Source organism: Janibacter anophelis NBRC 107843 (genome assembly GCF_001570945.1).
GTDB lineage: Bacteria > Actinomycetota > Actinomycetes > Actinomycetales > Dermatophilaceae > Janibacter > Janibacter anophelis.
Genome location: NZ_BCSQ01000003.1, coordinates 80,010 through 93,220 on the forward strand (window position 1 = coordinate 80,010; position 13,211 = coordinate 93,220).

At 71.0% G+C, this 13,211-nt stretch carries 14 protein-coding genes; 3 read left to right on the forward strand and 11 right to left on the reverse strand.

The window, feature by feature from the left end:
• Window positions 1–154 precede the first annotated feature (154 nt).
• Entirely contained in the window at window positions 155–1,615 is a 1,461-nt protein-coding gene (locus JAN01S_RS01620; protein WP_068312651.1) for an MFS transporter, read from the forward strand.
• Between the two features lie 18 nt (window positions 1,616–1,633).
• Window positions 1,634–2,560 carry an SDR family oxidoreductase gene (locus tag JAN01S_RS01625; RefSeq protein WP_068312710.1) on the forward strand — a complete coding sequence of 309 codons (927 nt, stop codon included), beginning with the start codon at window positions 1,634–1,636 and terminating at the stop codon, window positions 2,558–2,560.
• A gap of 17 nt (window positions 2,561–2,577) precedes the next feature.
• On the opposite strand, the gene JAN01S_RS01630 is transcribed toward JAN01S_RS01625, so the two are convergent.
• The 11 genes from JAN01S_RS01630 to JAN01S_RS01680 all read right to left on the reverse strand — a co-directional run bounded on the left by JAN01S_RS01630 (window position 2,578) and on the right by JAN01S_RS01680 (window position 11,091).
• Complete coding sequence (locus JAN01S_RS01630; protein ID WP_068312654.1) at window positions 2,578–3,132, reverse strand: pyridoxamine 5'-phosphate oxidase family protein; 555 nt, start codon at window positions 3,130–3,132, stop codon at window positions 2,578–2,580.
• Window positions 3,133–3,174: 42 nt separating this feature from the next.
• Window positions 3,175–4,107, reverse strand: a complete 933-nt coding sequence (locus JAN01S_RS01635) for a cation diffusion facilitator family transporter (RefSeq protein ID WP_068312657.1) — start codon at window positions 4,105–4,107, stop codon at window positions 3,175–3,177.
• Window positions 4,108–4,213: 106 nt separating this feature from the next.
• On the reverse strand, window positions 4,214–4,594 hold the full coding sequence (locus tag JAN01S_RS01640; RefSeq protein ID WP_068312660.1) for a VOC family protein: 381 nt from the start codon (window positions 4,592–4,594) through the stop codon (window positions 4,214–4,216).
• 134 nt (window positions 4,595–4,728) lie between these two features.
• Window positions 4,729–5,667, reverse strand: coding sequence for a VldE C-terminal domain-containing protein (locus tag JAN01S_RS17460; RefSeq protein WP_068312663.1), 939 nt, complete (start codon window positions 5,665–5,667; stop codon window positions 4,729–4,731).
• A gap of 283 nt (window positions 5,668–5,950) precedes the next feature.
• Window positions 5,951–6,892: an electron transfer flavoprotein subunit alpha/FixB family protein gene (locus JAN01S_RS01650; protein WP_068312666.1), complete on the reverse strand. Its 942-nt coding sequence runs from the start codon at window positions 6,890–6,892 to the stop codon at window positions 5,951–5,953.
• A 30-nt stretch (window positions 6,893–6,922) separates the two neighbouring features.
• The gene (locus JAN01S_RS01655) at window positions 6,923–7,702 is read right to left on the reverse strand and encodes an electron transfer flavoprotein subunit beta/FixA family protein (protein ID WP_068312669.1); all 780 of its coding nucleotides are present in this window, start codon (window positions 7,700–7,702) and stop codon (window positions 6,923–6,925) included.
• A 172-nt stretch (window positions 7,703–7,874) separates the two neighbouring features.
• Window positions 7,875–8,204: a YqfO family protein gene (locus JAN01S_RS01660; RefSeq protein ID WP_068312672.1), complete on the reverse strand. Its 330-nt coding sequence runs from the start codon at window positions 8,202–8,204 to the stop codon at window positions 7,875–7,877.
• 1 nt (window position 8,205) lies between these two features.
• Window positions 8,206–8,850: an acyltransferase gene (locus tag JAN01S_RS01665; protein WP_068312675.1), complete on the reverse strand. Its 645-nt coding sequence runs from the start codon at window positions 8,848–8,850 to the stop codon at window positions 8,206–8,208.
• Complete coding sequence (locus JAN01S_RS01670; RefSeq protein WP_068312678.1) at window positions 8,850–9,809, reverse strand: class I SAM-dependent methyltransferase; 960 nt, start codon at window positions 9,807–9,809, stop codon at window positions 8,850–8,852. Before JAN01S_RS01670 ends, JAN01S_RS01665 begins: the two co-directional genes overlap by 1 nt.
• Window positions 9,809–10,588: an enoyl-CoA hydratase/isomerase family protein gene (locus JAN01S_RS01675; RefSeq protein WP_068312680.1), complete on the reverse strand. Its 780-nt coding sequence runs from the start codon at window positions 10,586–10,588 to the stop codon at window positions 9,809–9,811. Before JAN01S_RS01675 ends, JAN01S_RS01670 begins: the two co-directional genes overlap by 1 nt.
• On the reverse strand, window positions 10,585–11,091 hold the full coding sequence (locus JAN01S_RS01680) for a T3SS (YopN, CesT) and YbjN peptide-binding chaperone 1 (protein ID WP_068312683.1): 507 nt from the start codon (window positions 11,089–11,091) through the stop codon (window positions 10,585–10,587). Before JAN01S_RS01680 ends, JAN01S_RS01675 begins: the two co-directional genes overlap by 4 nt.
• A 34-nt stretch (window positions 11,092–11,125) precedes the next feature.
• On the opposite strand from JAN01S_RS01680, the gene glgX reads away from it, so the two are divergent.
• Complete coding sequence (glgX, locus tag JAN01S_RS01685) at window positions 11,126–13,198, forward strand: glycogen debranching protein GlgX (RefSeq protein ID WP_068312687.1); 2,073 nt, start codon at window positions 11,126–11,128, stop codon at window positions 13,196–13,198.
• Window positions 13,199–13,211 lie beyond the last annotated feature (13 nt).

Here is a 13,211-nt window from a genome sequence, read left to right on the forward strand (position 1 = left end):
AGCCTCCCCGGACTGCGCATTCCCCTACGGCACTGCAGACTCTTGACGTCGAGAGGTCGCATCTCCCCGGGGAAATGCGCGCCCCGTCAGGGAATGGACTCGCCCCCGAAGGCGTTTGCGTGCAGGATGCACACATCGACGACGGGAGGGCCGCGTGACGACCCAGCAGTCGCCGGCGGACCAGGCGGCCCCCTTCGTCCCCGACCCGCAGCGGTGGAAGATCCTGTCGGTCCTGCTCGTCGCGATCTTCATGTCGCTCGTCGGCGTGAGCATCGTCAACGTCGCCGTCCCCTCGATCCAGACCGGTCTCGGAGCCAGCGACTCCGACGTCCAGTGGGTCCTGTCCGGGTACGCGCTGACCTTCGGCGTCGTCCTCGTGGCGGCCGGTCGGGCCGGTGACCTCCTCGGCCGGGGCGGCATCTTCGTCATCGGGATCGCGCTCTTTACCCTCTCCTCGATCGCCGCGGGGCTCGCACCGGATGCGTTCTGGCTCAACGCCGCTCGCTTTGTCCAGGGTGTCGCATCCGGCCTGATCAACCCGCAGGGCGTCGGCATGATCCAGCAGTACTTCCGCGGCCCCGAGCGGGCGCGGGCGTTCGGGTGGTTCGGCACGATCGTCGGCGTCGCCGTCGGGGTCGGACCGGTCATCGGCGGCCTGCTCATCGGCGCGGGTGGCCCGGAGATCGGCTGGCGCCTGACATTCCTCGTCAATGTGCCGGTCGGCATCCTCTGTCTCGTCCTGGCCCTGACGTGGTTCCCCCGCCCGCTCCTGAGCCGCCCCGCGACCGCGGTCGACGCACCGGCCGTCGGCGTCTGGCGTTCCCTCGACCCGGTCGGTTCGCTCCTGCTGGGCCTCGCCGTGCTGGCGACGATGCTCCCCTTCGTCGAAGGGGGATCCTCGCCCTGGTACTGGCTCACCCTCCCCACGGGTGTCGTCCTGGCGTGGCTGTGGGTGCGGTGGGAGCGCCACCACCGTGACTCCGGGCGCAGCCCGATGGTCGACCTGCAGATCTTCGCGATCCCGAGCTTCACCCGCGGCACGATCATCGCGATGCTGTACTTCCTCGGCATGACGAGCATCTGGGTCCTCGTCGCCCTGTACTTCCAGTTCGGACACGACAGGAGCGCGCTGCAGGCTGCGCTCGTCGGCCTCCCCGCCGCGCTCACCGCTGCCATCGCGTCGAACTGGGCCGGCAAGCGGGTCGTCACGCACGGCCACCGCGTCGTCGTCGGCGGGCTCGCGACGGCACTCGTCGGCCTGGTGTCGAGCATCGCCGTCGTCCTGCTCGCGGACGCCGGCGTCGTGAGCGAGTGGTGGCTGCTGGCCACCCTGGTCTTCGTCGGCGCGGCGCAGGGGTCGGTCATCAGCCCCAACCAGACGCTCGCGCTCGCCGAGGTGCCGCTCGCCTACGCCGGCAGCTCCGGTGCCGTCATGCAGACCGGGCAGCGCATCGGCACCTCCGTCGGCATCGCGGTCATCACCTCGGTCGCCTTCGCCGCGCTCGGCGCCAGCGGCAGCTGGTCGACGGCGATGGTCACGGCCCTGGCGCTCATCGCCGTCGTCATCGTCGTCGCGCTGGCCTTCGCCATGAAGGACGGGCGCCGCCGGGCCTGACGCCCTACCGTGGTGGAGATGGAGACCGCGACCCTGACAGGGCGGGTGGCACTCGTCGCCGGAGCGACCCGGGGCGCCGGACGCGCGCTCGCGGTGGAGTTGGCCCGCGCCGGAGCCTTCGTCTACGCCACCGGGCGCAGCAGTCGCACGGGTGGAGCGTCCGAGATCGGGCGACCGGAGACGATCGAGGACACCCTCGACCGCATGATCGAAGGGGGTGGGTCCGGGGCCGCGGTCCGCGTCGACCACACGCAGCCGGACGAGGTCCGCGCGCTCGTCGAGCGCATCCGCTCCGACCACGGGCGCCTCGACGTGCTTGTCAACGACATCTTCGGTGGCGACCGCTATGCCGACTTCGGGGCACCGCTGTGGGAGCACGACCTGGAGGGTGGCCTGCGGATGCTGCGGATGGGCATCGACACCCACGTCATCACGAGCGCGCTCGCCCTGCCGCTGATGCTCGAGTCCAGCGGTGGACTGCTCGTGGAGATGACCGACGGCCCGCGGGAGGTCAATCGCGAGTACCGACAGGACGTCGGCTTCTACTACGACTACGTCAAGGGCTGCATCGACCGGCTCGTCACGAGCCTGACCGCGGAGCTGGCGGACCAGCCGGTCACCGTGGTGGGCGTGACGCCCGGGTGGCTGCGCTCGGAGGCGATGCTCGAGAACTTCGGCGTGACCGAGGAGACCTGGACGGACGCGGCCGAGCGGGTGCCGGGCTTCGGCGCCTCGGAGACGCCGACCTACGTCGCGCGCGGGGTGGCCGCGCTCGCCGGCGATGCCGATGTCACCCGGCACCACGGCTCGGTGCTCACCGCCCGGCAGCTGTCCGACACCTATGGCGTCACCGACGTCGACGGCTCCCGTCCGGACTGCTGGGGTGTCATCCGCGACCTCGGGTGGGAGGACCAGCCGCTCGGGATCCTGCACGACTACCGGTAGCGTCCGCTCCTCACCGGTCAGGCGTCGATGGCGGGCAAGCCGTCGATCGAGGTGCGGTTCTTGGCCTGTTGGTACTCACGCACCCCGTCAGCCCCCTTGCGCTCCATGTAGCCGACGAGGATGTCGCGCTCCCCTCGGTGCTCCATGAGCGGCACGCCGAACCCGCACGAGTCGCTCACCCGGGCCACGTCGACCACGATGACCGCCCGGCTCGCCGGCGAGTCGGCCAGGTCGAACCGCGGCGCCCACGTCGCGAACTCGTCGTCGGAGGGCGTCACGACGCGTCCCCGCCCGTGCAGGCGGACGATGTTGGGCTTGCCGTCGAAGGCGCAGAACATCACGGTGACGCGACCGTTCTCCCGCAAGTGGGCGATGGTCTCCGCGCCGCTCGCGGTGATGTCGAGGTAGGCGAAGGTCGACGCGTCGACGACCACCGATGTCCCGGCGATCCCCTTGGGAGAGACATTGACGTGGCCGTCGGCCGACAGGGGTGCCGTGGCGACGAAGAACACGGGCTGGGCCTCGATGAACTCCTGCAGACGCGGCGTGATCTCGGGGTGCACCTTGCCCATGGCGGCATCCTCGCAGACGCTGCTCCCACTGCCCTGACCGCCTCAGCCGTGCTCCATCGCGCCGCACGTCCGCTCGCGCACGTCGGCTGTCTCCAGCTGGATCGTCGCGTGGTCGAAGGAGACCGGGAAGTGCTCGCGCACGCACTCGCGGATCTGCTCGAGGATCTGCGGCGCGTGCCCGGACTCGAAGCACCCGTCGTCGATGACCACGTGCGCGGAGATGACCGGCAGCCCGGTGCCGATCATCGACGCGTGCAGGTCGTGCACCTCCCGCACGTGCTCGAGCTCGAGGAGGTGCGCGCGCACGATGTCGAGATCGACCCCCTTCGGCGTGAACTCCATGAGCACGGAGGTCGTCTCGCGCAGCAGCCGCACCGCCCGCGGCACGATGAGCGCGGCGATGAAGAGGCCGGCGAAGGTGTCGGCGCGCGCGTACCCGGTCGTCGCGATGACCACCGCCGCCACGATGACGCCGAGCGAGCCGAGGGCGTCGTTGACGACCTCGAGGAAGGCGGCGCGCATGTTGAGGTTCGCCCCGCGGCCCGAGGCGAGCACCGCCATCGCGATGACGTTGGCCGTCAGGCCCAGGACGCCGAGGACGAGCAGCTCGGCCGCGGGCACCTCGGTCGGCTCGAAGAGGCGCCGCACGCCCTCGACCGCCGCGTAGACACCGACGACGATGAGCAGGCAGGCCTGCCCGAGCGCGGCGATGACCTCGATCCGCGCGAAGCCCCACGTGCGCGTGCTGCTCGGGGGCCGCAGCACCATCGTCGCGGCGATGACCGCGACGAGCAGCCCGGCGGAATCAGCGAGGGCGTGGGCGGTGTCGGTCAGGAGCGCGAGGCTGCCGGTGATGACCGCCCCGATCGCCTGCGCGACGACGACGAGTGCGGTGATGACGAAGGCGGCCAGAAGTCGGTTGCGCAGCCCCCGGTCGGGTGTGCCGCCGGCGCCGTGCGTGTGGTCGTGCCCCATCAGCCCGCCTCCTCGCCGTCACGATACAAATACATCCCGCGCGTCAGGACGCGCGGGATGTATTTCAGCCGGACGAAGGGGGCCAACGCTGGCGGGAAGCAGCCGGTCAGGGCTGCTCGACCGTCGGAAATCCGCCGAGTCGTACGAGGTTGCCGTGGAGGTCGATGATGTGGAACTCCACGGCACCTCCAGCATCGACGTCCGGGGTGCTCAGGACCGCCGGCTCGGGGACCGTGACGTCGGCCCAGACCGCGTGACGGGCCAGGGCCTCGCCGGGCGTACCGAAACGGATGTAGCAGGCGACGTCGTTCGTCCACCGGTCGACCTGGGGGTCCAACCAGAAGTGAAGTTCGAGGTCGAGATCTGGGTGGCGAACGATGAGATAGCCCGGCCATCGACCACGCTCGACGAACCCGAAGGCCGACCACAACGCAACGGACACATCGAAGTCCGCGCTCGGCAGGATCGGAATCGTCTCGGCAGGCATGCGCCCAGTCTGCCCGGGATCCGCTGCCGGGCGAGGCGCGTGAGCCCCTGGGCTCGAGAAGCGCGCAGGGCCATCGCGTGAGGACGCAGAAGCCCCGCCGGGTGGGACCCGGCGGGGCGTGACGCAGGCTCGCCTCAGTTCACCGAGACGTGCACGTGGTCGTAGTGGTTCTGCGTCGGGCTGCCCCGGTCCTCCATCATCTTGGAGCTGCCATTGGGGAACCAGATGCGCTGCTCCCAGATGATGTACTTGATGTTGAGGCTGCCCGCGTTCTGCTGGAGCCACGCGTTGATCTGGTCGCCACGGGCGCCCGTGACCATGATGTCGACCGCGTTGCCGCTGCCGTGGTCGCCCGGGTCGCCGGCGCGGTAGCCACCGATGTTGGTCATGTCGGGGAACTGCGTGCGCACCGCCGAGTAGACCTTCTGCGCGTTGGGTCCCAGCCCAAGGGCCGCGCCCTGCGAGGCGTAGTTGCCGGTCTGGACCGACCCGCCCTGGCTCTCGGACTCGGTCTCCTCCTGGGTCTCGACCTCCGAGCGCTCACTGCTGCGGGAGGCCTGCTCCGGCGCCTGCGCCTCGGTGCCCTGCGGCTCCTCGGTCTCCTGCTCCGTCGCGTCGGTCTCGGCCTGCTCCTGCTCGGGCTCCTCGACGGGCTTCGGCTCGGGCTTCGGCTTGGGCTTCGGCTTGGGCTTGGGCTTGACCACCGGGTCGAGCGCGAGTGCACCGGCGCCGTCGTGGACGTCCTGCGAGCCCTCGCCCTTCGGGGCGGTGACAGCGGCGGCCGTGCGGGCGGTCGAGCGCGACGAGGCCGGCTCGCCACCACGGTCGGCGAGCAGCTCGGAGACGTCGGTCTCGAAGCTCACGGCGGCCAGGTCATTGGTCTGTGCCTCGTCGGCAGCCTGGCTCGGCGCGATGACGAAGGCACCCGAGCCGAGGACGATCCCGACGCCGGCGACCGTCTTGGCCGCGGCGCGGGCCCCGTGGGAGCCGACGGAGGACGGCAGGCTGCCGAGTCGTTGCAGGGGGCCGCGACGGGGACTGCCGTGCCGGCTCACGTATCGGGTGTTGCTCACAGGGGGACCTCTGGGTGGGGATCAGGGGGTGGCCGCGAAGGCCGACGCAACTGTAACCATAGAAGTCACGGTTTGGTAAACGCGGAGCCGAGCACGTGGCGCGCGTCACCCCCTTCGCCCGGCTGTTGGAGGTATGACCGGCCCCCGGGAGGGCCGGCGATACCTCGACCCGGCATGTGGGGACGCGGGCGCGGACGCGGCGGTGGCGACGCCCCCCGGACACAGCGAAGGGGGGCGCGCACCGGATCGGTGCACGCCCCCCTTCGTCAGGAGAGACCAGGGGTCACTTTCCCTTGACGGCCTCCGTGGCCTGCGGCAGGACGGTGAAGAGGTCACCGACGACTCCGAAGTCGACGAGCTCGAAGATCGGGGCCTCCTCGTCCTTGTTGATCGCGACGATCGTCTTGGACGTCTGCATGCCGGCGCGGTGCTGGATCGCGCCGGAGATGCCCGCGGCGACGTACAGCTGCGGGGAGACCTGCTTGCCGGTCTGGCCGACCTGCGAGGAGTGCGGGTACCAGCCGGCGTCGACCGCGGCGCGCGAGGCGCCGACGGCGGCACCGAGGGTGTCCGCGAAGGTCTCGACCGGGCTGAAGTCACCGCCGGTGCCACGACCACCGGAGACGACGATCGCCGCCTCGGTGAGCTCGGGACGACCGGAGGCCTTCTTCGGCTCGGACGCGGTGACCTTGGCCGTCTTGGCGCCGTCGGAGATGCTCACGGAGAGCTCCTCGAAGGCACCGGCGCCGTTGGCCTGCTCAGGCGCGGCGGAGTTGGGCTTGACGCAGATGATCGGCGTGCCCTTGGTGACCTTGGCCTGGACGGTGTAGCTGCCGGCGAAGACCGACTGCGTGGTGACCGGGCCGGCCTGGACGTCGGTGGCGTCGGTGATCAGACCGGACTCGGTCTTGACGGCCAGACGCGCACCGATCTCCTTGCCGGCGGCATTGCTCGGGATGAGCACCGCGGCGGGCTGCTTCTCCTGGACCAGCTGCGCGAGGATCTCGGCCTGGGGGGCGACGAGGTGCTCGAGGGCGGCCGGGTCGGAGACGGAGTAGATCTTCTCGGCGCCGTAGCGCGCCAGCAGGTCCTTGGCGGTCTCGGCGCCGGGGCCGATGAAGACGGCGGACGGCTCACCCAGACGACGGGCGATGGTCAGCATCTCCGCGGCGGGCTTCTTCACCTCACCGTTTGCGTGGTCGACGAGGACGAGGACTTCAGCCATGTCTATTGCTCCTTGTGTCCGGGTCGTCGATCAGACGAACTTGTTGGTGGTCAGGAACTCGGCGAGCTTGGTGCCGCCGTCACCCTCGTCGGTGACGATCGTGCCCTGCTCGCGCGGGGGACGCTTGGTCGTCGACTCGACGGCCGTCGCGGCGTTGGCGAGGCCGACCTGGCCGGCGTCGACGCCGAGGTCGGCGAGGCTCCACTCCTCGACCGGCTTCTTCTTCGCGGCCATGATCCCCTTGAAGGAGGGGTAGCGCGGCTCGTTGATCTGGTCGGTGACCGAGATCAGCGCCGGGAGGGAGGCCTCGATGGTCTCGCTCGCGGTGTCGCCGTCACGGCGGATCTTGGCGACGCCACCGTCGACGGTCAGCTCGGAGGCGTAGGTGACCTGCGGCAGGCCGAGGCGCTCGGCGAGCATCGCGGGGACGACACCCATGGTGCCGTCGGTCGAGGCCATGCCGGTGAGGACGATGTCCGGGGTCCCGACCTTCTTGATCGCCTCGGCGAGCACCAGCGAGGTGGCCAGGGCGTCGGAGCCGGCGATCGCGTCGTCGCAGATGTGCACGCCCTTGTCGGCACCCATCTGGAGCGACTTCTTGACGGCCTCGGCGGCGTCAGCGGGGCCGATGGTCAGCACGGTGACCTCGCCCTCACCCGCCTCGGCGATCTGGAGGGCCTGCTCGACGGCGTACTCGTCGAGCTCGGACAGCAGGCCGTCCACGCCTTCGCGGTCGGTCGTGTTGTCCTCGTTGAATCCGCGGTCGGACTGTGCGTCCGGAACGTACTTCACGCAGACGACGATGTTCATCGGTGAATCGTCCTCTTCCTGGGTGAGGGGGCTGGGTACCGGGCGATCCTCTCAGCATCTGCCGCGATCGGGCGGCCGATGTGGGGAGGCTCCCAGTCCGCTCACGCTATCCAGCGCGCCCGCGGACCACCAAGGCGGGCAAGGGTGCCCTTCGCCACACCAGCACCGGGCGTCAGTCCGCGGCGTTGACGAGGACGTGGAAGGACGGCTCCTCGTAGGGGTGCGAGTCACGCAGTGCCGCAACGACTCGCGCGCGCAGCGACCGCCGGAAGGCGACCTCGACGCGGTCCTCGACGACCCGCTCCGGCTGCCCCACGGTCCCGATCGTGGGGTTCGCCGATCCCACGGGGCGGAACCTCCCTTCGCCCTGCTGGACGAAGGCGCACTCGCGGTACTCCCCCACCTCGCCCGCGCCGACGGCGAAGAGCGCCGCGAGTACCTGCTCGGTGTGCGTCGTCGGGATGTGCGCGACGAGGACGTCGAGGGCTTCGCGCTCGACCACGTCACCACCCCGCCGGCAGGTCGAGGTCGTCCTCGGTCACGACGACCGGTTGGCGCCGCTTGAGCACCTTGGCCGGGACCCCACCGACGACGACGAAGGGGGGAAAACTGCCCCGGACGACGGCGCCGGCACCGACGACCGAGTGGCTGCCGATGTCGGTACCGCGCGTGATGACGCACTTGGTCGCGACCCACACGTCGTCACCGAAGCGCACGGGCGACTTGACGATGCCCTGGTCCTTGATCGGCGTCTCGAGGTCGGTGGTCACGTGGTCGAAGTCGCACACGTAGACGTCGTCGGCGAACAGGCACGCCTCGCCGACCTCGATGTCGAGCCAGGTGTTGAAGGTGTTGCGGATCCCGATGACCGTCTTGGCCCCGATCCGCAGCGTGCCCTCGTGCGCGCGCAGCGCCGACCCGCCACCGATGTGCGTGTAGGCGCCGACGATGAGCCGTCCGGTGCCCGGGCTGACCTGGAACTGCACGTCGGGACCGATGAAGCACGGCCCCTCGAAGACCAGGCCGGGCGTGCGCGCCTTCGCCCGCAGCATCCGCAGGTAGCCCAGGACGTGGTGGTGGGACCAGGCGCGGTTGGCGACGACCCAGCGCGTCCAGTGCCACCACGTGAGGCGGGAGGATCGGGCCATCACCGCAGGGGCTTGGTGCCCGTGACGCCGACGTTGTAGAAGAAGCGCTGCGGCACGACCCGGCCGAGGACCGCGTCGACGCGCATGAGGCGCCGCCACGAGCCGTAGGCGAACTTCGCCCAGCCGAAGCCGAGCGCGTCCTCGGCGACCGCGTACTCGAAGGTGCGGATCGGCCACCCGGCGAAGGCGGCGGTCAGCTCCTCGGTCGCCGTGCCGACGTGGTCGGCACCGGCGCGGCGCGCCTTGGCGGCCAGCTCGGCGGGGTCGAAGGTGTGCAGGTCGACGACCGCCTCGAGCGCGGCGGCGCGCGAGGACTCGTCGAGCTCGGCCTGCTCCCGGGCCCACTTCGAGCGGAAGGGGGGCAGCCGGCTCACCCGGGTCGCGGTCTCCCACGTCGCGCGGGAGATGTGGCGGGCGTACCAGTGGCCGATCGTCGTCGGCTCCCCCGCGATGACGAATCGGCCACCCGGGCGCAGCACCCGCACGACCTCGCGCAGCGCGGCCTCGACATCGGGGATGTGGTGGATGACGGCGTGCCCGACGACGAGGTCGAAGCTGTCGTCCTCGTACGGCAGGGACTCCGCGTCGGCGACCCGGCCGTCGATCTCGAAGCCGAGCCGCTGGGCGTTGGCCTTCGCCGCCTCGACCATGCCGGGCGACAGGTCGGAGACGTGCACCTCGTCGACGAGTCCGGCGAGCTTGAGGTTGAGGGCGAAGAAGCCGGTACCGGCGCCGAGCTCGAGGACCCGGCCGTAGGGCAGCGACTCATCGGGCCGTCGGGTCGCCTCGAGCACGTGCATGAAGCGGTCGCGCACGACAGTGGTGCACCGCTCGTCGAAGCTGATCGACCACTTCTCGTCGTAGGTCTGGGCCTCCCAGTCGTGGTAGAGCACCTGGGCCAGCTTGTTGTCGGCCCAGGCCTGCTCGACCTCCTCGGCGCTCGCGCCGGTGGTGACCATCAGTTGCCCTCGAAGGTGGCCTTGCCGGGGCCGTTGTCGACGAAGCTGCGCATGCCGCTCTTCTGGTCGTTGGTCGCGAAGAGCGCGCTGAAGACCTGCGCCTCGATCTCGAGTCCGGTGGACAGGTCGACCTCGAGCCCCTTGTCGACGGCCTCCTTGGCCGCACGCAGCGCCTGGGTCGGGCCGGTGACGAAGGGGGTGACCATCGCCCGGGCGGCCTCGAGGACCTCGCCGGCGGGCACCACCTTGTCGGCGAGACCGATCTCGAGGGCCTCGGCCGCGTCGACGAAGCGACCGGTGAAGATCATCTCCTTGGCCTTGGCCGGGCCGACGAGGCGCGGCAGGCGCTGGGTGCCACCGGCTCCGGGGATGATGCCGAGGGTGATCTCGGGCAGGCCGAGCTTGGCGTTGTCGGCGACAACGCGGAAGTCGCAGCACAGCGCCGTCTCGAGCCCGCCACCGAGGGCGAACCCGGTGATCGCGGCGACGGTCGGCTTCGGGATCGCGGCGAGCGCGCGGGAGAAGCGCTGCAGCAGTCGCACGTGGGCGGCCATGTCCGTGTAGGACATCTCGGCCATCTCCTTGACGTCGGCGCCGGCGGCGAAGACCCGCTCACCACCCCAGACGATGACGGCCTTGACGTCGTCGCGCTCGGCGGCCTCCTCGGCGACGACGACGAGCTGACGCTGCATCTCGGCGTCGAGCGCGTTCATCTTCGGGCGGTCGAGGACGATCGTGCCGATGCCGTCGGCGCCCTCGAGACGGACGACCTCGCTCATGCCTGCGGCTCGCTCGGGGCGTCGGCGGAGCCCTCCTCGGTGGGGTCCTGGCCGGTGGCGCGCTGGTGCCACAGCTGCACGCCCTGCAGGACGAGCGGGAGGGCCAGGCCGAGCAGGCCGCGCACATCGGCACCGCGGGGCAGGATGTGCTCGCTCGTCACGAGGAGGGTGTCGCCGGCGACGGCGGCCTTGACGAGGTTGAAGGCGACGTTGAGGTCGTTGCTGACCTGCAGGCGCTCCATCGGGTCGGTCGGCACCGGGTCCTCGAGGGCCCACTGGCCGAAGACGCGCAGCACGTTGGACTCGTCGTCCTGGCAGCGGATGAACATCTGCTGCTCGGAGAAGGTGAAGGCGACGTCGCCCTCACTGTCGATGGAGGGCTCGAGGCCGAGCTCGCGCAGCGCGTCCTGGACGCGGTCGCGCAGCGGCGCCTCGGGCGCGGGCTGGTCGCCACCGTTGGGGGGCGTGGGGCCGAAGTTGGGCAGGGCGGTCGGATCGCTCATGCCCTCAACGTACCGACTGCTTACCCTGTGATCCATGTCGACCACCGGCTCGCAGCCGCTCCCTCTCCCTTCGCGCCCCGGCGTGCACCCCGTCGACGGCGGTGTCGAGGTCGCGGTCCACGCCCCCAGGGCGACCGCGGTCTGGCTGTGCACCTTCGACGGCGATCACGAGACGCGCACCCCGATCCCGGCGTCGGACGAAGGGTGGTGGTCCGGTCTCGTCCCGGACGTGCACCCCGGCGCGCGGTACGGCCTGCGGGCCGACGGGCCGTGGGATCCGGCGTCCGGCCAGCGCCACAACCCGGCCAAGCTCCTCCTCGACCCGTGGGCCCGCTCGATCGAGGGTGAGCTGACCTACGCGCCGGCCGTCTACGGGCACGTCGTCGACGAGGCAGGCGAAGGGGACCCGGCCGTGCGCTCGGACCTGGACTCCGCCCCCTTCGTCCCCCGGAGTGTGGTGCTCGACACGGCCTTTGACTGGGGTGACGACGCACCGCCGGCCCACCCACGGGACGAGCGGGTGGTCTACGAGGTGCACGTGCGCGAGATGACGATGCGGCTGCCCGGGGTGCCCGAGCACCTGCGCGGCACGTACGCGGGGCTGGCGCACCCGGTGACGATCGAGCACCTGCAGGCGCTCGGCGTGACGACCGTGGAGCTGCTGCCCGTGCACGCGCACGTCGACGAGCCGCACCTCGTCGACCTCGGCCTGACCAACCACTGGGGCTACAACACGGTCGGATTCTTCGCCCCGCACGCCCCCTACGCGAGCAACCAGGACCCGCACGAGGTGCTGCGGGAGTTCAAGGGCATGGTCAAGCTGCTGCACGCCGCGGGCATCGAGGTGCTGCTCGATGTCGTCTACAACCACACGGCCGAGCAGAGCGTCGGCGGAGCGACCCTCGCGTGGCGCGGTCTGGGCGCGGGGACCTGGTACCGGCTCGACGACGAGGGCCACGACGTCGACGTCACCGGGTGCGGCAACACCGTCGACCTCACCGAGCCGGTCGCCCTCGAGATGGTCCTGGACTCGCTGCGGTACTGGGTGCAGGAGTGCCACGTCGACGGCTTCCGCTACGACCTGGCCGTCGCGCTCGGACGGGGCGAGGACCTCGGGTTCGACCCGGAGCACGCCTTCTTCGCCGCGCTGCGCGACGACCCGGTGCTCTCGCAGGTGCTGCACGTCGCCGAGCCGTGGGACCTGGGCCCCGACGGGTGGCGCACCGGGCAGTTCCCGGGGGCCTGGGCGGAGTGGAACGACCGCTTCCGCGACACGGTGCGCGACTTCTGGCTCGCGGACACGGGGGCGCTCTCGCGGGGTGAGGGCAGTGGTGCCGGGGTGCGCGAGATCGCGACGCGCCTCGTGGGCAGCCGGGACCTCTTCGCCGAGCGGACGCCGCTGTCGTCGGTGGGATTCGTCACCGCGCACGACGGGTTCACGATGGCCGACCTGGTCGCCTACGACGACAAGCACAACGAGGCCAACGGCGAGGACAACCGCGACGGCAACGACCACAACCGCTCGTGGAACCACGGCGCCGAGGGCCCCACCGACGACGAGGTCATCCTGCTCGCGCGACGCCGCTCGGTGCGCAACCTGCTCGGCACGCTGCTGCTCTCGGCCGGGGTGCCGATGATCGCCTCGGGTGACGAGATCGGCCGCACCCACGACGGCAACAACAACCCGTACTGCCAGGACAACGAGATGACCTGGCTCGACTGGGACCTCGACGACCAGCGCCGCGACCTGCTCGCGAGCACCGCCCACCTGACCGCGCTGCGGCGCGAGGTCCCGGTGCTGCGCGACCACGACGAGTCGGTGATCGGCTGGTACGACGAGGCCGGTGAGGAGATGACCGAGGAGACCTGGGCGCAGGACGACCGGCGCACGCTCCAGCTGCGCCTCGAGGGCGAGCCGTGCGCCCTGCTCGTCGTCCACGGCGGCCTCGGCGAAGTCGAGCTGACCCTCCCGCCCCTGCCGGAGAGCGCCGGCGAGGGCGCGTGGCGGCTGCGCTGGGACAGCGCCTGGGAGCAGCCGCAGGAGACCACCACCGCCCCGGCCACCGAGACGGTCGGCCCGCTCAGCCTGCGCCTCTACACGAGCTGACCGCTCCCCCTTC

Coding starts and splice junctions, on each gene's coding strand:
- JAN01S_RS01625 (WP_068312710.1), top strand. CDS start 1,634: ATGGAGACCGCGACCCTGACAGGGCGGGTGGCACTCGTCGCCGGAGCG.
- JAN01S_RS01670 (WP_068312678.1), bottom strand. CDS start 9,809: ATGGTCACCACCGGCGCGAGCGCCGAGGAGGTCGAGCAGGCCTGGGCC.
- JAN01S_RS01665 (WP_068312675.1), bottom strand. CDS start 8,850: ATGGCCCGATCCTCCCGCCTCACGTGGTGGCACTGGACGCGCTGGGTC.
- JAN01S_RS01675 (WP_068312680.1), bottom strand. CDS start 10,588: ATGAGCGAGGTCGTCCGTCTCGAGGGCGCCGACGGCATCGGCACGATC.
- JAN01S_RS01655 (WP_068312669.1), bottom strand. CDS start 7,702: ATGAACATCGTCGTCTGCGTGAAGTACGTTCCGGACGCACAGTCCGAC.
- JAN01S_RS01640 (WP_068312660.1), bottom strand. CDS start 4,594: ATGCCTGCCGAGACGATTCCGATCCTGCCGAGCGCGGACTTCGATGTG.
- JAN01S_RS01635 (WP_068312657.1), bottom strand. CDS start 4,107: ATGGGGCACGACCACACGCACGGCGCCGGCGGCACACCCGACCGGGGG.
- JAN01S_RS01650 (WP_068312666.1), bottom strand. CDS start 6,892: ATGGCTGAAGTCCTCGTCCTCGTCGACCACGCAAACGGTGAGGTGAAG.
- JAN01S_RS01680 (WP_068312683.1), bottom strand. CDS start 11,091: ATGAGCGATCCGACCGCCCTGCCCAACTTCGGCCCCACGCCCCCCAAC.
- JAN01S_RS01630 (WP_068312654.1), bottom strand. CDS start 3,132: ATGGGCAAGGTGCACCCCGAGATCACGCCGCGTCTGCAGGAGTTCATC.
- glgX (WP_068312687.1), top strand. CDS start 11,126: ATGTCGACCACCGGCTCGCAGCCGCTCCCTCTCCCTTCGCGCCCCGGC.